The organism is Variovorax sp. GW821-FHT09A10, assembly GCF_059418385.1.
Window position 1 is genome coordinate 577046 of record NZ_JBWKPT010000004.1, and the last position, 19089, is coordinate 596134.

The 19089-nt window shown below is 66.4% G+C and carries 21 protein-coding genes; 13 read left to right on the forward strand and 8 right to left on the reverse strand.

Going from position 1 to position 19089, the window contains the following annotated elements; genetic code table 11:
- Positions 1–39 precede the first annotated feature (39 nt).
- The 8 genes from AC07Q9_RS19405 to AC07Q9_RS19440 form a co-directional block, all read right to left on the reverse strand.
- Positions 40–480: a Mor transcription activator family protein gene (locus AC07Q9_RS19405; protein ID WP_492683422.1), complete on the reverse strand. Its 441-nt coding sequence runs from the start codon at positions 478–480 to the stop codon at positions 40–42.
- 16 nt (positions 481–496) lie between these two features.
- Positions 497–676, reverse strand: a complete 180-nt coding sequence (locus AC07Q9_RS19410; protein WP_139700597.1) for a hypothetical protein — start codon at positions 674–676, stop codon at positions 497–499.
- On the reverse strand, positions 673–1293 hold the full coding sequence (locus AC07Q9_RS19415) for a DUF3164 family protein (protein ID WP_095950404.1): 621 nt from the start codon (positions 1291–1293) through the stop codon (positions 673–675). The genes AC07Q9_RS19410 and AC07Q9_RS19415 overlap by 4 nt, the downstream gene beginning before the upstream one ends.
- An 11-nt stretch (positions 1294–1304) precedes the next feature.
- Positions 1305–1691 carry a hypothetical protein gene (locus AC07Q9_RS19420; protein ID WP_495311358.1) on the reverse strand — a complete coding sequence of 129 codons (387 nt, stop codon included), beginning with the start codon at positions 1689–1691 and terminating at the stop codon, positions 1305–1307.
- Positions 1688–1993: a hypothetical protein gene (locus AC07Q9_RS19425; protein WP_495311360.1), complete on the reverse strand. Its 306-nt coding sequence runs from the start codon at positions 1991–1993 to the stop codon at positions 1688–1690. The genes AC07Q9_RS19420 and AC07Q9_RS19425 overlap by 4 nt, the downstream gene beginning before the upstream one ends.
- A gap of 116 nt (positions 1994–2109) precedes the next feature.
- Positions 2110–2526 (reverse strand): hypothetical protein, encoded by a 417-nt coding sequence (locus AC07Q9_RS19430; protein WP_495311361.1) that lies wholly within the window; start codon positions 2524–2526, stop codon positions 2110–2112.
- Positions 2526–2678, reverse strand: a complete 153-nt coding sequence (locus AC07Q9_RS19435; protein WP_185993763.1) for a hypothetical protein — start codon at positions 2676–2678, stop codon at positions 2526–2528. The genes AC07Q9_RS19430 and AC07Q9_RS19435 overlap by 1 nt, the downstream gene beginning before the upstream one ends.
- A gap of 110 nt (positions 2679–2788) precedes the next feature.
- Complete coding sequence (locus AC07Q9_RS19440; protein ID WP_159274832.1) at positions 2789–3052, reverse strand: helix-turn-helix domain-containing protein; 264 nt, start codon at positions 3050–3052, stop codon at positions 2789–2791.
- 167 nt (positions 3053–3219) lie between these two features.
- Between AC07Q9_RS19440 and AC07Q9_RS19445 the strand changes: the two genes are divergently transcribed.
- The 13 genes from AC07Q9_RS19445 to AC07Q9_RS19505 all read left to right on the forward strand — a co-directional run bounded on the left by AC07Q9_RS19445 (position 3220) and on the right by AC07Q9_RS19505 (position 19087).
- Complete coding sequence (locus tag AC07Q9_RS19445) at positions 3220–3942, forward strand: XRE family transcriptional regulator (protein WP_221937729.1); 723 nt, start codon at positions 3220–3222, stop codon at positions 3940–3942.
- 189 nt (positions 3943–4131) lie between these two features.
- Positions 4132–4632, forward strand: coding sequence for a lysozyme (locus tag AC07Q9_RS19450; RefSeq protein ID WP_495311362.1), 501 nt, complete (start codon positions 4132–4134; stop codon positions 4630–4632).
- Positions 4629–5279, forward strand: a complete 651-nt coding sequence (locus AC07Q9_RS19455) for a hypothetical protein (RefSeq protein WP_495311364.1) — start codon at positions 4629–4631, stop codon at positions 5277–5279. The genes AC07Q9_RS19450 and AC07Q9_RS19455 overlap by 4 nt, the downstream gene beginning before the upstream one ends.
- Positions 5276–5548 (forward strand): hypothetical protein, encoded by a 273-nt coding sequence (locus AC07Q9_RS19460; RefSeq protein ID WP_235944287.1) that lies wholly within the window; start codon positions 5276–5278, stop codon positions 5546–5548. The genes AC07Q9_RS19455 and AC07Q9_RS19460 overlap by 4 nt, the downstream gene beginning before the upstream one ends.
- A gap of 174 nt (positions 5549–5722) precedes the next feature.
- Positions 5723–6202: a hypothetical protein gene (locus tag AC07Q9_RS19465; RefSeq protein WP_495261448.1), complete on the forward strand. Its 480-nt coding sequence runs from the start codon at positions 5723–5725 to the stop codon at positions 6200–6202.
- Positions 6203–6270: 68 nt separating this feature from the next.
- Positions 6271–7200, forward strand: a complete 930-nt coding sequence (locus AC07Q9_RS19470; RefSeq protein WP_492683416.1) for a phage tail tube protein — start codon at positions 6271–6273, stop codon at positions 7198–7200.
- Positions 7201–7267: 67 nt separating this feature from the next.
- Positions 7268–7618 (forward strand): hypothetical protein, encoded by a 351-nt coding sequence (locus AC07Q9_RS19475; protein WP_095950412.1) that lies wholly within the window; start codon positions 7268–7270, stop codon positions 7616–7618.
- A 17-nt stretch (positions 7619–7635) separates the two neighbouring features.
- Complete coding sequence (locus AC07Q9_RS19480; protein ID WP_139700586.1) at positions 7636–7986, forward strand: DUF1799 domain-containing protein; 351 nt, start codon at positions 7636–7638, stop codon at positions 7984–7986.
- Between the two features lie 89 nt (positions 7987–8075).
- On the forward strand, positions 8076–10739 hold the full coding sequence (locus AC07Q9_RS19485; RefSeq protein ID WP_495311367.1) for a phage tail tape measure protein: 2664 nt from the start codon (positions 8076–8078) through the stop codon (positions 10737–10739).
- Entirely contained in the window at positions 10736–11359 is a 624-nt protein-coding gene (locus AC07Q9_RS19490) for a hypothetical protein (RefSeq protein ID WP_495311369.1), read from the forward strand. The genes AC07Q9_RS19485 and AC07Q9_RS19490 overlap by 4 nt, the downstream gene beginning before the upstream one ends.
- A complete protein-coding gene (locus AC07Q9_RS19495) occupies positions 11356–11979 on the forward strand; it encodes a hypothetical protein (RefSeq protein WP_159274826.1) in 624 nt (207 codons plus the stop codon). Before AC07Q9_RS19490 ends, AC07Q9_RS19495 begins: the two co-directional genes overlap by 4 nt.
- Entirely contained in the window at positions 11976–12392 is a 417-nt protein-coding gene (locus tag AC07Q9_RS19500) for a DUF6950 family protein (protein ID WP_495311371.1), read from the forward strand. The genes AC07Q9_RS19495 and AC07Q9_RS19500 overlap by 4 nt, the downstream gene beginning before the upstream one ends.
- A complete protein-coding gene (locus AC07Q9_RS19505; protein WP_495311373.1) occupies positions 12380–19087 on the forward strand; it encodes a phage tail protein in 6708 nt (2235 codons plus the stop codon). The genes AC07Q9_RS19500 and AC07Q9_RS19505 overlap by 13 nt, the downstream gene beginning before the upstream one ends.
- The last annotated feature ends 2 nt before the right edge of the window (positions 19088–19089 follow it).

Genomic DNA, 19089 nt, shown 5'->3' on the forward strand with positions numbered 1-19089 from the left:
TCCTGTGAGAAGGCCGGGCCCTGCCGCCCGGCCTCCGGGTCAGAGCGAAATGTCCGCGACGATGCGCGAGACCTGGCGTTCCACGAGGCTGTGTTCCGCGGCCAACGCGCGGATCGACTTGCCCGTGCTGTAGTCCGTGCGGATCCGTTCGTTGCGGAGGGCGTCGAGGGCCCGCTGGGCCTTGGGCAGCACGAAGCGAAGCCCCGTGCCGTCGACGGCGTACTCGGCGCTGAGGGCGCGCAGGTTGTCGAAGCCGATCAGTGCGGCGAACGGATGGTCGGGGGCCGGGTTCGCCGGAATGTAGATCCGCAGGCCGCCGTAGCGCGCGACGAACGACATGGTGGCCGACAACCCGATCAGGCGGGCGAACTCCCGCAACCGGGGCGGCAGCAGGTCGCGCGCCGGCGCGGCCCGGCGCGGCCACGGCGCGATCGTGTGCGTTGGAAACGGCAGGGTGCTGACGAACTCGGGAGGGCTCATGGGGTGGGGCTCCGTTTCAGATGTCGGTGGGGCCGATCTGCACCTTGGCGGGCGGGCGCTCCCGCATCGCCGAAGGTTCGACCAGGCCCGCGGCTTCGAGCTGCGGCCGGCAGGCGTCGCAGGCGATCTCGTGCAGGCTGGCGCCGGGCGCCATGCACCAGGCGCAGAAAGAGGGTTCGGTGATGTGCATGCTCATACGGCGGCCACGTCCAGGTTGATCGGCGTGTACTCGCCGGTGACGTCGTTGCGCTCGTAGAAGCGGATGTAGGGCTTGGTGCTGGCGATGCGCATGCTGTCGCCGATCGCCCTCATCGCCTGCTGCCACTTCGCGTCGGCGATGTCGTGCCGGCGCAGGCCGAGCACGCGGGCCGTGCTGATCTTGCCCTGCTGGTCGACGTGGAATGCATCGTTCACCAGCACCTTGATGTTGGCGTTGCTGCCCTTGCTCCAGCTCTGGATGCACTCGTCGATGAGCGCCTTGGCCGCCTGCAGCCGTTCGTCGAAGACGACGGTGTCCTGCATCCGGCGTTCCACCTTGTGCTTGCCGTCGAAGCTCACGAGCGTGACGTTGCCTTTGCGGCCGCCCTGCTTCACGTCGTAGGCCGCCAGGCTGCGCTCGATGAACGCGTGCACCGCGTTCATGGCGGCCACCTTGAAACCGATCAGCGCCGCGCTCTGCTGGCGGGCCTGCTCGCAGAGTTCGCTGACGACGGCATGGCGGTCCTTGTCGATGGGCTTGATCTTCGACACCGGGATCAGCGCGTCGTTGGCGTCTTTCCAGTAACCCGGGTGGTGTGCGATGGCTTCTTGCATGGAATGTCCTCTCAGGAGTTGGCGTTGTTCTGGGGGGTGTCGTTGTCGGAAAGGGCGAGCTGCCCGAGCAGGGCCGCCAGCGACACCTGGCGCAGCCGGCTTTCGATGCGCAGGCCGGAGACGGCGCGGCTGCGCAGGTAGCGGCAGGTCTCGTCGAGCTCGGCCGCCGTGGCGGCCATGAAGTAGCCGGTGTCGGGCTTGCCGCAGATGTGCTCGCCCTGCAGCCGCAGCGCGGCGACGTGTTCGCGCGCGCGGCGTTCCTGGGCGGGCGCCGGTGTCGAGCGGCCGGTGATGCGGGCGACGAGATCGCGCACGTGCAGGCCGTGCGCGCGCCCGACACAGGTCCGCAGTTCGGCCAGCACCTGGGCGGCGGTGAGGGTCGGATCGGCGCCGCTCATTGCGCGGACCCCCAGTAGCTGAACCGCGTGCCGAGCAGCAGGCTCGGCACCCGCGTGAAGTCGAGCGCGCCCGGCCGCACCACGGGGCTGTGCACGGGCATGTAGACGCTGGTGTCGAGCCGCGTCACGCGGCGCGCCGAGGCCATGCGCTCGGCCACGGGCCCGGGACCGCATCGCCAGCGCCGCCGGCCGCCGACCGTCACGGCGTGGACGTGGCCGCCATCCGCCAGCCGTGCCAGTTGCCGGCGAAGCGCCGGGCTGCCCGGCTCGGGGCGGTAGCCCGCGAGGTGGTGCGCCAGCATGCGGTCGAGTTCCCCGGCCGATGCCGTGCCGTGCGCTTCGAGGTGCGCGGCAACGGCCCGTGCGAGTCGCTGCTCCCATGCGCGATCCGTGCGATCTGCCTGATCCGTGGCGCCGTTCATGCGGGGTGTCCTTCCCTGGCCGTGCGTGGCGGCGGCGTGGCGCCCACGTCGCGCTGAAGCACGTAGCGTTTCAACCCGTCGACGCGGCGCGCGCCGATGCGCACGTCCTTCGGGCGCTGCCGCGACCAGGACAGCATCAGTGCGCCGGCCTGGCGCCGGGCCTCGGCCACGTCGTCGTCCGCATCGGCCAGCAGGCTCGCGGCTTCGTCGGCGGTCAGTGCGCGGCGGATGCGCAGCAGGCGCCACAGGCGTTCGGCGAAAGGGGCGCCGTCGCCCGCCATCGGCTCGGCCGTGTCGTCGGGCGGCGGTGGCGGCGCGGCCGCTTCGGCGTGCGCGTTCGCGATGCGCTGCTCGGCGAGTGCCAGCAAGGCCTTGGCGACGAACCATTCGGAAGAAGAGGCGGTGTCCTGCATCACGCACCTCCTGCCAGTCGTTCGAAGCGCATCGCGCCGTCGAACGCGGTCTTTTTCTCGGTCTTGACGAAGCCTTTTCTCACAGTACATTTCTCCTCGCTCGTGGCACTGCTCAGTTCACTGGCACGCCCGGTGAAGGCTGCAACCTTCATCGGGCACTCTTGAAATCACTCGTCTCTTCTTCTTCCTGCGTACACACCAGGCCCTGGCGTGCCATGTCGGGCCACCCGGCCGCATCCCGTGCGACGAGCCCCGGCCACGCTCAGTCAGGTCCTTCGCCAGGAGGTGCCAGCGCATGCGGATTGCGCGTCATCGCAATGCCGCGGTGGCGCGGACGCCGGTAACGGCTGGGCCAGATCGCTTCGGGCTCGAGGGCCAGCGCGCGGGCCACGATGCGCTCCGCCGCAACCCAGGGGCGGTACAGAACTTCATTGATGTGCGCGTATTTGTGTTCTTTGGCCAACTTCGACAGGTTGGTTCCGACCATTGCAAGTGCAGCTTTAACCTGAGCCGGGTGCCAGTCCATCGAAAAATCTCGTTTTGTGTTGATGGTTTCGATTATGCACATAAAACAGGTTTTGACAATTTAAAAAAACACGCAAGGCGATATTTCTTGCCGGTGAAACACTTTTTGGGTTGAGAAAGTACCTTTTTGTGTTTAATATGTGCGCCTTCGCACAAAGCAGAGTGATCGTGACGTCGCCCACCCCTACCCCTTTCGACGACACCCAGGTGACCGCCCGCGTCAACGAGCTGGCCCTTGCACAGGGCGCGCGGTTGCGGGACCTGCGCAAGCGCAAGGGCCTCACCATCGACGACCTCGCGCAGCGCAGCGGTCTTCACTTCAATACGGTGGGGCGCATCGAGCGGGGCGTCAGCGACGCCAGCCTCGCGCAGCTGTATGTGATGGCCCTGGCGCTGGGCGTCGATCCGGCGGAGCTGAATCCTTTCCAGTCCGCCCAGCCGGCCAGCCCGTTGTCGAACGGGCTCGACGACGAGACCTTCGTGCTGGTGGAACTGCTCGACGTGCGCGTGAGCGCCGGCGGGGGCTCGTACAACGGCTCGCAGGAAGACATGGGCCGCTTCGCGTTCAACCGGGCCTGGATGGCGCGCAAGGGCGTGAAGCCGGCCTATGCCCGCATCGTCCATGCGCGCGGCGACTCGATGGCCGACAAGATCAACAACGGCGACATCCTGCTGGTCGACACCGCCACCAAGTCGCTCGACCAGGACGGCGTGTACGTGATCCAGCTCGACGGCCACGACTACGTGAAGGTGCTGCAGCGCGACTTCTCGACCGGCGGCCTGCAGATCATCAGCTACAACCCCGCCTACAAGCCCCAGGTGCTCAGCGCCGAGCAGGCCGCGGAACTGCACATCAGCGGTCGCGTCGTCTGGCACGGCGGCGAGATCTGACCCGCGCGCTCCCGCGTTCGGCGGGCAGGCCAGTGTAGGCAGCACCCTGCGCTGAAAAACAGGTCGGCGCATGTCGACCTCAGCCGATCGAGCCCCACGCCCGACCATGAGGGCATGGGCAAAGACATCTCTCGAAGGTTCTGGCGGCAACCTGCGTCCGCCGAAAAAGGGGGCGCGTCGCCGCGCCAATTGCTGACCGTTCTTGCGCTCAGCGCGGCCGGGCTGGTGGGCATCGTCGCGCGCGAGGGCTACAGCGACAAAGCCTACCCCGACCCCGTGCATGGCACCGCAGTGCCGACCATCGGCTTCGGCACCACCGGCGGCGTTCGCATGGGCGACACCACGGCGCCCGTGCCCGCGCTGCAGCGCGCGTTGCGCGATGTGCAGACGTATGAAAGCGCGCTCAAGCAGTGCGTGCAAGTGCCGCTGCACCAACACGAGTACGACGCCTATGTGAGCCTGGCCTACAACATCGGCGCCTTCAACTTCTGCACGGGCGGCCGCGCGGGCCACACCTCGGTGCTGGTGCAGCGGCTCAACCGCGGGGACTACGCAGGCGCATGCGACGCCATCCTTGGCTGGAAGTACGCGGGCAAGACCGATTGCTCCGCGCCCGGCAACAAAACCTGCGGCGGACTCTGGCAAGACCGTCTGCGCCTGCATGCGCAATGCCAGGGGAATGCGCCATGAGCTTTGGCACACGACTTTCCGTGATCGCCGTGGCCGTCGGTGCGGGCGCATTGCTGCTCGCGGTCGGCGGATGGGCCGTGCACGACGCAGGCCGCACCAAGGAGCGCGTCCTCTGGCAGGACAAGGAAGCGCAGCGCGCCGCGCAATTCGCGAAAGACCTCGAAGCCGAGTACGCGCGCGGGCGTGCCGCATCGACCCGCTACCAGCTCGGCGCCAGCGCCCTGCAGGCCCGCTACTTCACCCTCGAAGGCCCGTTCCATGATCTACGCCGGCGCGTTTCTCTTGTCGTTCCTCCTGCTGTTCCTGATCGCCGCGCTGAGCGGCTTGGCGATCCTGCGCGACCTGTCGCGCCGCGAGCGGACCCGGATGCTGTCGCGCCTGGCGATGCACAGCGCGACCCTGTCGACCGCGGTCATCGCCTCAGCCTTGCTGCTGTCTGGCTGTGGAACAGCGCCCTCGCGGGCACGGACGTTCCCGCCGGTGCCTGCGGACTTGCTGACACCTCCGTCGAAGCCTGTGCTGCTGACGCCGGCCTCACCGTCGACGACGCCTGGGACAACCACCACCTCAACGCGAAATCCTGCGCCGCCGATCGCCTCCGGCATCGCGCGCTGATCGAGTTCATCACAGAAAGGCCCGTCCCATGAGCGACTCCCACGCCCGCGCACAGGAACTGCTGTTGCTCGGCCAGATCCACGGCCTCGTGCAAGCCCTGAAGGAGGGGCAGGACCAGCAGAACCGGCGCATGGACAGCTTCGATGCGCGCTTCGATGCACTCGACGGAAGGCTGCGCGCCGTCGAGCAGCGCGCGGCCGTGTTCGGCGCCGCCTCGGGCGGCGCGATGGCCATCGGCACCGCGCTGCTCATCGAGGCCATCAAGCAGTGGTTTCGCGGTGGGGGTCCCGGTGCGAACTGAACGCATGAACGAAGGCGCGCGCCGCCGTCTTTTCGCACCAGGGGCCGACAGATGTCGGCCTTTTGCATTTCGGGCCCGGCCGCGACAGTTGATTCACCAACCAACGCAGCCAACGATGCACACCACTTCCATCCACACGATCTTCACGCCGCAGCATTCGGCCGGAGCCGCGGCATGAGCGGCCTCGACACCTTGCGCGCGGCCATTGTCCAGACGCTGAACGGCGTGCCGCAGATCGGCCGCGTTCACGACCGCGAGCGCTTCGCGAGCGACGAGGCCGCGCTGCGCGCGCTCTACCTTCACACGCTGCCCGGCGGCGCGCAGCAGCTGCGCGGCTGGTGGCTGCGCCGCGACGCCACCGAGGAGCGCAGCCTCAATGTCGGGCGCACCCTCAGCGTCGACACCTGGACCTTGCACGGCTACATGGCCGTCGACGACACCGCCGCTTCGGAGCTCGTCTTCGACGCATTGATCGAGGCCGTGCGCGACGCCGTGCGCGCGGACCCGAGCTTCGGCGGCGCATGCGCCCCCAGCCCGATCAAGGACGAGAAAGCCACCGACGGCATGCAGGTCGGCGGCACCGGCGCGGTCAGTTTTTGCGGCGTGCAGTGCCACGGCGCCTCCCTGCAGTTGCGGACCTGGCGCTACCTCTGAGCCAGGCCCTCTGTTCATCAGTCCCTTCCTTCCATCAACCAACCAACCAATCTACGGAGAACGCCGACATGGCAAAACTCATGCGCAAGATGGCCATCCTGGCCAAGCCTGAAACGGTACGCGGTACCGACGCCCTTCCGACCGGTGCGGCCAACGCCATCCTGGTCAGCGAAGTCACCCTGACCCCCATCGAAGGCGATGTGGTCCAGCGCGACAACGTGCGACCCTACTTCGGCTCGCGTGGCTCCGTGCTGGTGACCCAGTACAGCAAGATCGCCTTCTCGGTCGAGATCGCGGGCGTCGCCGCTGCCGGTGATGTGCCGGCCTATGCCGCGCTCATGCGCGGCTGCGCCATCGCCGTCACCACGGCCGCCGGCGTCAGCACCACCTTCGCACCGGCCACCGACAGCCTCGAGTCGCTCACCATCTACGGCAACGTCGACGGCACCGTCTACAAGATGACCGACGCGCACGGCAACGTGAAGGCCACCATCGACGCCAAGGGCATCCCGAAGTGGCAGTTCGAGTTCACCGGCCTGTTCGTGCCTGCCGCCGACGCACCGCTGCCCACGGCCGACTACACCAAGTTCATGGACCCGCTGGGCGTGAACAAGGCCAACACCACCCTCATGCTCGACGGCCTGGGCGTGGCGGCCAGCGCCTTCAGCTTCGATGCCGGCAACACCGTCGTGAAGCGCGACCTCATGACCGTCGACTCGGTCGAGATCACCGCCCGCGTCTCCACCGGCTCGGTCACCTTCGAGAACACCTCGGTGGCCACCAAGGACTGGATCGGCATGGCGCGTTCGAGCAAGCGCGTGCCCCTGGCCCTCAAGCACGGCCAGGGCGCGACCAACGTCGTCGAGTTCCTCTCGCCGCGCGCGCAGATCGGCAAGCCCACCTACAGCGACGTCGACGGCGTGCAGATGGTCACCGTGCCGCTCGAGTTCGTGCCCAGCGGCTCGGGCAACGACGAGTGGTCGATCGTCGTGCGCTGAGCACGGCCTTCTTCTTCATTCGCTCAAGCACCCAGTCATTCATTCAAGACACAAGGAAGAGAACCCGATGCCCCAGAAGCTCAAGATCGCCGTGAAGCCCACCTTCATCGCCCCCGTGGTGATGCGTGTGCCCGGTGACGGCCAGGTCGAGGAGGTGCGTTTCGACGCCGTCTTCAAGCGCCTGTCCAAGACCGACAACGAAACGCTGCAGGCGCGGCTGGACGCGCGCAGCCTCACCGACCGCGAACTGCTCGACATGGTGCTGGCCGACTGGAAGGGCCTGGAGGGCGAAGACAACGCGCCTTTCATCTGCACGCCCGACAACCGCGCCGCAGCCGCGGAGGACTGGCCGACCTTCGAGGCGGCCATTGCCTACAGCTACTTCGAGCACGCGTACCCGGCCGCCGTAAAAAACTGAGGGGCGCCGCGCGCTTCGTGCTCGGAGTCGCGCATCGCGTCCATGACGAGCTGGACGACGATCTCCGCAGCCAGTGCGCGTCGCTCGGGCTCGACCCGAAAAAGCTCGTCTCCTCGATGGCGAACGGGGACGGCCCGCCGCCATTCGAGCTGTGGCCGGAACACCAGGAAGCCTTCGAGGTGTTCCACGCCTGCCGCACGCAATGGCGAGTGGTCGCCGGTGCGGCAGGCGCGTGGTTCCAGGGGCTGGACTTCGGTGCGGTCGACGTGGCGATGCGGCGCCTGGGCATTCCGCGTGTGCGCCAGCGCGAGGTGTTCCTGCAACTGCAGGTGATGGAAGACGAAGGCATTGCGGTGCTGAACGTCTAGCAACAGCGCGGGCCGACGGCCATCGAAGGAGCTTGGGGCCGGCAGATGTCGGCCTTATTTTTTCTTTCTCTCAAACGGACCATACAGACATGGCTGCGACACAAAAAACGGCAATCCGGAAGACGATGGACGCGTCATCGATGAATACGAGCCTTTCCGAATTCGCCGACAAATTTTCAGAATATATCGACAGGATCTCGACCGAAGCGAGCCGGGCGGAAGAGGCCAAGGCCAAGGTCGAGACTTCAGCCAAAGAAGCGAAGGCGAGGGGCGATGCCGCTGCCAAGGACGTCTCTTCCTCGGTGAAGGAGGTTTCCTCCTCAGTTCAAAGCCTCTTTTCAAGTATCCAGAGTGGGAAGTCGCCCTTCACATCGTTGCTGAATGAAGGCGACAAGCTCGTCTCGACGCTCGGCGGCATGGGCCCTGCGACCGAGGCCCTGGGTGACTACCTTCTGAGTGCGTCCACACGGGTCAGTCTGGCGACCAAAGCGGTGACCCTGCTGACCGACGCGTATGTCGAAGGCAGCAAGGAAGCCGCGGCCTACGCCAACGCCAACACAATGACCGGCAACTACGTCGGCCTTACCAGCGATCAGCTCCAGACAACAGCCATCGAGATCGCCGGGACCAAGGGTACACAGGCCAGGGCCGCCGAAGCCGTGACCGCAGTGGTCAACACGGGCAGGATCGGCGGCGACGTCGTGAGCGAAGTGGCGGGCGCGACGGCGGAAATGAATCGGGTGCTCGGCACGTCGATCAATGAGGCCGTGAGCAATTTCGTCAAGCTGGCTGACGAGCCTTCCAAGGCATCAGCCAAGCTCAATGAGACCTACCACTACCTGAGCGCGAGCACCTACGAGCGCATCGTCGCGCTGGAGAAGCAAGGGAAGACGGAAGAAGCGGCTGCGCTCGCGCAGAAGACATTCGCCGTCGCGATGAAAGAACGTACCACCGAGGTTGTCGCCAATCTCGGCAGTCTGCAACGCGCCTGGCTGAATGTGACCGGATTCGCCCAGAGAGCCTGGGATGCCATGCTCAACGTTGGGCGCCCCGTCACGCTTCAAAAGCAGATCGAAGCGATCGACAAGGAGATCGCGCAGATCGATCTTCTCAAGCAAGGCAATGGCTTTGTCAGCAACGGCGAGGGGGCGGCTTTCGGCCGAGGCAAGGCTGGGGCGAGGCTGGACAAGGATCGAGAAGAGGCCGTCGCGAAGAGAGCGGTGTTGTTCGAGGGTTTGAGAGTCTCTTCATCAGTTGCGTTGAACAATGCGGACGATGCTCGTACTCAACGAGCAGGAATTGCCAAGATTGACGAAGCCAACGAGAAGAAAAAAGATGCCGGGCGACGAGTTGGAACAGGCGCTTCCGGCATTGACCGCGCCGAAGACGAAGCCCGTCGAGCAAGTCTCGAGGCCGTCCGCGAGGATTACAGCGCCAAGGCGCGACTCACCGCAGAAGGCTTCAAGAATATCGACAGCCTGCGCAAACGCGACCTGCTCGATGACTACGCAGTTGTGCGCCAGAAGCGGGATCTGCGCCTGAAGGACCTGAAGGACCAAGAAGACGAGATCCAGGCCGAACTGCGCTTGTTGGGTACCAAGAAGGGATCGGCCGCCGACAGGCAGAAGCTGGAGGTCCGTTCGAAAACTGTCGAGCAGCAACGCCGGTTTGTCAACGACGATGCCGAACGCTCGTATGCGGAGCTGGATGCAACGCCTCGAAACGCGGTACTCAAGACTTCGCAGCAAGCCACCGAAAAGGTCCGCGAACAGACGCGCGCCTTGGAAGAACAGAACGCCGTGCATGGCTTGTCAACGGAAGCGATCCAGCAGCGGACCATCGCGCAAACCGAGCGGCAGATCCAGGAGCTCGATGCAACCGAGAACGTCGATCCGGCCTACCTGAAGTCGCTGCAGGCTCGTCTTGTTGCCGAGAAGGAGCTGGCTGCGGCAACGCGGGACTCTGAACGCCTGAAAACCACCGACGAGAAGCAGAAGAAGGAGAAGGAAAAGGACGAAGAGAAGTCGAAGAAGATGGCCGGCGAAATCGGTGGCGTGTTTCGCGACGGCTTCGTGAATCTCCTGGAAGGCGGCGGTCGGGATGCCATAGACAAGATGGGCGAAGGGCTCAAGAAGAAGCTCGTGCAGTCGCTGGCCGATGCGTTCTACGACGCAACGCTGAAGGACGCGGTGGACGGCTTCGCCGGCTGGCTGACCCGTGCGCTCAAGGGGTCAATCTCGGGAGGCGGATCCAAACCCGATGGAGGCTCCTCTTCTTCGGGGCTCGGTGGAATCCTCAGCGCAGTTTCAGGCCTCTTCGGCGGGGGATGGACTTCCGCGACGGTAGGTATTTCCAACCTTCTGGGCGGTGACTCCCTCGGCACCTTGATCGGTCTGAATGGATGGACCAAGAGCGCCAACGGCAATGTCTTTTCGTCTCCTGGTCTGCACGCCTACGCCAACAGCGTGGTCGGCAAGCCCACCTTCTTCCCCTTCGCCAACGGCATCGGCCTCATGGGCGAGGCCGGGCCCGAAGCCATCATGCCTTTGCGCCGTGGCTCCGACGGACGTCTTGGCATCAGCGCTCAAGGTTCGGGTTCAGGTGGTGCCTTGCACTACGCGCCCTCCACCGTCTTCCACATCGATTCGAGGTCCGATCGCGGCGCCGTGATGGCCGATCTGGACCGTGCACTTCAAGCAAACAACCAAGGCCAAATGGAACAACTCAAGCGTATGCGGGTGGTGCCCCAATGAGCATCATCACCTTGCCCCCCACCTTGCCTGTCAAGCGGCAGGACTTTGGTATCCAGACCTTCGACCTGAGCTTCAGCAGTGGCGACACCGGCTCGTCGCAGGTCGCCGTGCTGGCACCGCCGCGACGCACCTGTGCGCTCGTGAGCGAAGAGCGTATTCCGCTGATGAACGAGGCCGCGATGTGGCGCAGCCTGGTGCATGCGCTGCGCGGCCAGGTCAACGTGCTCGCGGTCAGCGACATGTTGCAGCCGGCCCCGTGCGGTAGCGCGCGGGGCACATGGACGGCGCTGGCCGCTGCGGCGGGCGCGTCGTCGCTGTCGATCCAGATGGGTGCGGCGCAAGCCGGAAAGACCTTGCTGCAGGGCGACTGGATCGGTGTCAACCAGGGATCGATCCAGCGACAGCTGCTGCATGTGCAGGCCGATGCCGTGGCGAACGCGTCGGGGCTGATCGTGGTGTCGGTCGAGCCAGTGTTGCGCGTGGCCGTGGCCGCCGGCAGCGCCGTGGTCTGGGATCGTCCGACCTGCCTCATGCGCAAGGTCGATACCAAGAACAACTGGTCGTCGGAGTCGCGCACGCAGGGCGGCTTCAGCCTCGATCTCATGGAGTCCTGGGAATGACAGTCACCACCAACAGCGGCTTTCAGGCCACCGCCAACGCCGGCGCCTATGGCGAACTCGCACTGGTCGAACTGCAACTGCGCTCGGGCACGGCGCGCTTCACGAACTGGCCGCTCAGCGTCCAGGTCATGGGCGAGACCTGGCAGGGCGTGGGCAACCTCGGCTCCATCGGCGAGCTGCACGAGAGCGAAGACGGGGCGGCCGAGAAGCTCACGCTGACGCTCTCGCCAGTGGACATCGGCACACGTGCTTTGGCGCTTGGCGATCCCTCCGACTACCAGGACCGTCGTGTGCGCGTGTGGATCGCGATGCTCGATGCCAACACGCTGCAGATTACCGGCGCGCCCGTGCTGCGTTTCGTCGGCGTGATGGACCAGATGAAGATCGATCGCGACGGCAACAACGCCTCGATCAGCATGGACTGCCGCACGGCGAGCTACGACGTGCGCAGCAATCCCGCTGCACTGCGCATGAACAACGCGCAGCACCAGGCGCGGCATCCGGGCGAACTCGGCTTCTCCTACCTCACGGGCCTGATCGGCAATCCGTCGATCTGGGTCAGCAAGTGGTTGCAGGCCAATCTTCAATACCGGCAAACCCTGGGGGTTCACAGCAAATGAGCACCGACCTTGACGCCTTCATCGACGCGCGACGCCATACCGGCTTCGCCTATTTCAGGCACGACTGCGCAAGCATTGCCGCGGACTGGGTGCGCGAGCAGCGCGGTGTGGACCCGCTCGAGGCGCTGCGCGCGCCGGGCGGTGCATTGGCGCCCAAGAGGCTGCTGACGGCGCTGCGACATGTGCGTGCCTCGGGCGGTTTCGAGGCGGCGGCCTCCGCTCTCCTGGGGACCTCGCAGCCAGGGCGCATGGCGCAACGCGGCGATGTCGTGCTGGCTCGCAGCGGCCGTCGCATTGGCCGCGTTTCGGGCTACAGCTTCGGCATCTGCACGGGCTCACACATCGTGGCGCCCGGCACCGACCGATTGATTTTTCTTCCAATGACCGAGGGGGTGGCCGCATGGCGCATTTGATTCGACGGTTCTCCGTCCTGTTTGGTCTTCTTTGTTTTGCGGCGGTGGCGCATGCGGAGCCGACGTCCATCATCGGCGGGATCATTTCCGCTATCACGAGCTATGGAGCGGCAGTCGCTGCGGTCGTTTCGATCGTGAGTTCGGCCTACGCCTCATCGCAAGCCAAGAAGAAGGCGCGCCAGGCCGCGGCCCGCAAGTTCGCCGAAGACGTTGCCAACCTGCGTGACCGCACCGCCACGTTGGTCAGTTCGGAAGCTCCCTGGTCGACGGTCTACGGCGCACCTGCACGCGTGGGCGGCGCCATCGTTGCTGTGCTCGACAGCGGTGCGATGGCCCATTTCAAGCACATCGTGATCGTCTTCGCGGCGCACGAGTGCGAGGCCATCGACGAAATCTTCATTGACGGTACGTCGGTGGGACGACCTAACGCGGCCGGCTGGACCGATGGTGCCGAGTTCCAGATGCCGCCGCTGTTCAACGGATGGCCCTCGGAAGGTCCGTCGGTGAACGTGCAGTTTCACACCTCGCCCGGCGGCGTGGACACGGCCGATGGCTTCCTTCGCGCCAGCCTGCACGAGACATTCCCCAATGTCGACTTCTGGACCGAACAGCACAAGCTCAGCGGCTGCACCTATGCGGTCGTCACGCTCAACCTGCTGTTCGATCGTTTCCAGGGTGGCATTCCCGAGATCACCGCGAGGATTCGCGGCAAGAAGGTGCACGACCCGCGCACCGGTCAGACCGTCTACTCGCGCAACCCGGCACTGTGCCTGGCCGACTTCCTGCGCTCGGAGTCGGGTTACCTCGCGGCGGCCGATCAGATCGACGAGAACGCGCTCATCGCTGCCGCCAACGCTTGCGACGAGCAGGTCTACACCGCGGTGCAAGCAGGCGACGCGCTGAACTACGGCAACTCGCGCGCCCGGTACGTCTGCGACGGCATGTTCCGCTCCGACCAGGACCGCGAATCGACCCGTCAGCAGATCGAGGACGCGATGGCTGGCTTTAGCCTGGAGTCGGGCGGCGTCTGGCGCGTCCAGGCCGGCGCATGGAGCACGCCGGTGCTCAACCTCGACGACGACGACATGCTGGCACCCACGGCGGTGGCTCAGACCGCCCATCCCGGTGCGAGTCGCTTCAACGGCATGCGCGGCACGTATGTCAATGGCGCGCGCAACGGCGTCAGCGAGGACTTCTCGCCCTACCAGAACTCGAACTTCCGTGCACTCGATGCGAAGGACAAGTTCACCGACATGGCGCTGGCCTTCACGACCTCGCATGTGCGCTGCCACCAGATCGCCCGCGTGGTGGTCGAGCAAAGCCGCGGCGGCTTCGTGTTGCGCATCCATCCGAAGATGCTGGCCTGGCATCTGCAGCCCGGGGACCGCATCGTGCTCTCGAGCGCGCTGTACGGCTTTACCAACAAGACCTTCCGCGTCACCGACTGGACCTACGCGCGCAACGCACCGCTGTCGCTGCTCGTGATCGAGGACGTGCCGGCCTACTACGACCTGGCCGACGAGGTGCTGGCCGACGCGGCGCCGAACACCAACCTGCCGAGCCCGTTCCTGCAACCGCAGGCACCGTTCGACTTCAAGGTGGAAAGCGGCCCGTCGCAGATGTCTCTGCAGGACGGCGGCATGGTGGCGCGCGCCCGCGTCTCGTGGGCGAAATCGAACGAGCTCAACATCCTGAAGAGCGGCGCGGTCGAAGTGCAATGGCGCTCGCTGGCGCCGGTGAGCGACTGGCACTCGTCGCAACTGCCGGGCGATGCCACCGAGACCTTCCTGCTGGGCCTGTCGGTGCGCAGCCTCTACCAAGTGCGTGCGCGCTTTCGAACGCCCTACGCATCGAGCCCGTGGGCCACGGCCGAGCACACGCTGGTCGGCAAGGGCGGCGTGCCTGGCGACGTGGCGGGGCTCACACTCGACGTGACCGACGCCGGCATCGTCGCCACCTGGGGTCAGCCGATCGGGCTCGACCTGCTCGACTGGAGCACGACCCGCGTGCGCATCGGCGCCAGCTGGGAGCTGGCCGACGAGGTGTTCTCCGCCAAGGGCGTCGCGGCCAACCTCGGGTGGCTGCGCGCGGGCACCCAGCGTGTCTGGGCTTCGCACGGCAGCACGTCCAACCAATGGTCGGTGCCGGTCTCCGCGTCCATCGACATCGCGGCGCCTGCGCAGCCGCTCGTGAACGGCACCGTCTGGCGCAACGAGATCGACCTGGCCTGGCAGGACTGCAAGACCATGCAGCCGATCGCGTACTACGAGCTGCGCCGGGGCGCCACGCTCGAGACTTCCGAAGAGATCGGACGCACGGCTGAGCGGACCTTCGTTCGCACCGAAGCCACGGGCAGCTGGCGCTACTGGGTGCGCGCCGTCGATGCCGGCGGCAACGGCAGCGCGGCCGCGTATGTGCAGCTCACGGTGCTGCCCGGCATCGACGAAGCGCTGGAAGAACTCGAAAAGGGCCTGAACGAGGCCGTCGACGAGCTCAAGGCCGTCGATCAGGCGCAGGGCCAGGCGCTGGCGAAGGAAACGCAGGATCGCGCGCAGGCCCTGAGCGCCGAAGCGGCTGCGCGAACGGCCGCCCTGGCGGCAGAAACGGCCGCGCGCTCGGCGGCATTGGTGTCCGAGGCCCAGCAGCGAACGCAGCAGGTCACGCAGGTGACGAACGCGCTCACCGCCGAAGCCACCACCCGCGCTGCGGCCGACCAGGCCGAGATCACGGCACGTGTGGCAGCCGTCTCGCAGGAGGTGGCCGACCGGAAGGCTGCGGTGACGGCCGAGGCCAGCACCCGCGCCACGGCGATCACCGCCGAACAGAGCGCGCGGGCGGCGGCGCTGCTTGCCGAGACCAATGCCCGCAGCGCCGCGATTGCGGACGAGGCCACGGCGCGGCAGACCGCGGACGAGTCGCTGTCGTCACGCCTCACGACGCTGAACGCATCGTTGAGCACCGCGCAGGCGGCACTGCAGACCGAAGCCACGACGCGCGCCAGCGCCGATGCGGCGGAAGCATCGGCACGCCAGCAACTGGCCACGCAGCTGCAGGCCGCGGACGCGTCGCTGACTGCCGCCATCGGCAACGAAGCCTCGGCGCGCAGTGCCGCGGACGCGGCCGAGGCCCGCAGCCGCGAGTCGCTCACGGTCGCGCTGGTCGGCGCGACGGACCTCGCCGCCACCTTGGCCTACGTGGATGGCGCGTCGCTGGACATCGGGTTTGCCGAGCAGAGCTACGGCGTCTGGCAGGCACCGGCGTTGGGGCAGGTGGGCAGTGGCCTGATCGCCGAAGAACGCCAGGCTCGGGTGGCGGCCGACGCCGCCGAAGTCAGTGCGCGCGAGACACTGCAGGCGCAGCTCACCGGTGGCTACGGCGGGTCGGACCTGTCGCAGGTGGTCAGTGGCCTGATCTACCAGGAGCGCAGTGCGCGCGCCACGAGCGACGAAGCCCTGGCACAGCAGATCACGTTGATCTCGGCAGGCGTGGGCGAGCAGTTCGACTACGCAAAGATCTGGTACTTCGATTCCGGCCTGGAGGCCTGGACGGGCAATGGCACGCCCTCCGTGGCAGCGGGGTGGATCCGCCCCGCCAACCATGCGACCGATCCTTTCGTCGTGTCGCCTGTGGGGATTGCCGCGAACGGTTCGACCTACGGCCAGATCCGCATGCGTGTGCGCAAGGTCGGTGCGCCCGCATGGGACGGCGCGCTGTCCTGGCGCGCGGCGAGCGACAGTGGCTTCGATGCGTCGCGGCGTGTGACGATGACGGAGCCGACCTACGACGGCGCAGGCATCGGCATGGTCACGGTCAGCCCCGGCTGGGATGTGGCCATCGACCAGCTCCGGATCGAGCTGTCGGCGGCGCAGACTGCCACGGCGTACTTCGAGATCGACTGGGTCGCCATCGGACGCCCGTCACCGGGCGCCTCGAACGCTGCGCTGCAGACCGAGATCGCTGCGCGTGCGAGTGCGGATGCCGCCGAGGTCTCGGCGCGCGAGAACCTCGCGACGCAACTGCGCGGCGCCTACAACGGCAATGACATCGGCGCACTGAGCTCGGGCCTCCTGGCATCGGAGCGCGATGCACGGGTGAGCGCGGACAGCGCCGAGGTCACGGCCCGGCAGCAGCTGGCAGCCACGGTGGCCGGCAACAAGACGAACGCGGATGCCGCGCTCGTGGCGGAGCAGACGGCGCGCGCCAATGCCGATGCCGCCGAGGTCACGGCCCGCCAGGCACTGGCCGCGACCGTGGCCGGGAACCTGGCCACCGTCAATGCCGCGATCAACGCCGAACAGAGTGCGCGTGCCACGGCGGACACGGCGGAAGTCACGGCGCGCGAATCGCTGGCCACGCAGGTGCGCGGTGCCTACACCGGCACGGACGTGGGGGCTGTCAGCTCGGGCCTGGTCTACAGCGAACGCCAGGCACGCATCGCCGCCGACAACGCGGAGATCACGGCCCGCACGGCGCTGGCGGCCACGGTCGCGGGCAACAAGACCAGCGCCGATGCGGCGCTGGTGACTGAGCAGAGCGTGCGCGCCACCGCCGACACGGCCAATGCCAATGCGATCACCGCATTGCAGGCGACCGTCACCGGCAACGCCACGGCCGGCTCGGCAGCGCTGCAGGCCGAGGCGGTGGCGCGGGCGCAGGCGGACAGCGCAGAGGCGATCCAGCGGCAGGGCTTGTCGGTGGCGCTCACGGGCGTTCCCGATACCTCGGGCAGCCTGGACACGGTGATCGGGGCGTCGCTGGTCAACGACTTCGTGGGCAATGCCTTCGAAGTCTGGGAGAAGCCGACGGGCCCGACGCTCGCCAGCGGCCTGATCTACGAGGAGCGCCAGGCGCGCATCACGGCGGATGCGGCCGAGGTGTCTGCACGGCAAGCGCTCGAAGCGGTCGTCAACACGAACAAGGCAGATGCTGCTGCAGCCGTGACGGCCGAGCAGAGTGCCCGCGTCACCGCGGACACGGCGAACGCCAACGCGATCACGGCGCTGTCGGCCACCGTCAACCACACGACGAACGGCCTGCCGAGCAAGGCCAGCAACACGGCCCTGACCGCATTGACGACGCGCGTCACGAATGCGGAAGGCCTGATCACGTCGCAGGGCGATGCGATCACCAGCATCAACAGCGGGTTGGAGCTGGGACGTGCCGACTCGCAGGCCAGCCTGACGGCAGACGAGAGCCTGGCCAACGCAGCGGCCTGGCGCAGCCACTACGGCACCAACCTGGCGACGTACTTCGTCACGACCACGACCGGCAAGGTCGCCACGACGGTGTGCCGTTCGCCCGTGGGCGGCGCGAACTTCTGGAACTACTCGAAGAGCAAGGTAGTGATCGATCCGGCGCGGACCTACCGCCTCACGGCATGGGTCCGACGCGTGGATGCCAACGGCACGCACTATTGGACCTGGTGGCGCAACACGTTGGGCAACTACAGCAACAGTCCCATCGCGATCGGCAGCCTGCCCAACAACGTCTGGACCCTGATCTCGCTGGACCTCCTCGGCAGCGCCTTCGGTGATACCTCGGTCAGCCCCGGCTTCGCCCTGAACCACACGGGTGGCACGACAGGCTATTCAGAGATCCAGGGGTTCCGCTTCGAGGATGTCACGGACAGCCTGCGGATTACCAAGGCGGAGGCAACGAAGGCGGACGCCACCGCGGTCAATGCGCTCACGACGCGCGTGACGAGCGCGGAAGGCGCGATCACGAGCCAGGCGACGGCGCTGACCAATGTGACGGCCAAGGTCAATGGGAACACTGCGTCGATCACTGCGACGTCGAGTGCACTTGCGACGCTTGACGGGAAGGTCAAGTCGACGTGGAAGCTCAACGTCACGGCCAACAACCGGGTCGCCGGGATCCTGCTCGACAGTGACAACGTCGAGAGCAAGATGGTCGTGCTCGTCGACAAGTTCGCGATCGCCCAGACTGCCACGGGCGGAGAGACCAAGTACCCGTTCATCGTCGGTCCCGTGGACGGTGCCAGCACCATCGGCATGGATGGCAACTTGTTTGTCGACGGGTCCATCAAGGCCCGCTCGCTGGATGTGGAGCAGTTGACGGCCACGATCTCGAAGCTGAACTACATCAGTGCGGGTCAGATCACGATCAACGGGAACATGGCGGGAACGGACTGGGGCTACATCCGCTCCACCGACAAGTGGTACGGCGATGGCAGATGGGGCTGGATACTCGCCAAGGCACCGGATGGGGCCTCTTTTGTCGACTTCACCCAGGGGTCTTGCGGCCTGCAGATGCTGGGGACCCCCAACGGAGGGGATAGCTTCCGCTTGTGGGGGCCTGGCTTCAACCTGGATCGGGGAGGGCTGACGATCGGTCAGGCCGACGTGATCGGCACGCTCAACATTCGCGGCGAAGCGGTCACCGTTCCCAGATACGCAGTCTCGCCGGGGAATGTCTGCCAATTGCTCTACCGCAACAGCACGGGGCAGACGTTGGAGGTCTTCGCAATGGGGACTGTCTTTTTGATGATGACGGGATTTGTCTCGATCAAAGTGAACGGAAACCAGGTCTGGTTTGGTGCAGGCATTGCAGGTACCACTGTGACTGGTGGTGCAAATTTTCAATGTTGGCCAGGTGACTCCGTGATCGAAATCTCCTCTACATCGCCCTCCGGTCTCTCCGGCTCTTTCATCTATGCAATTGCCACACGTCGTTGAAC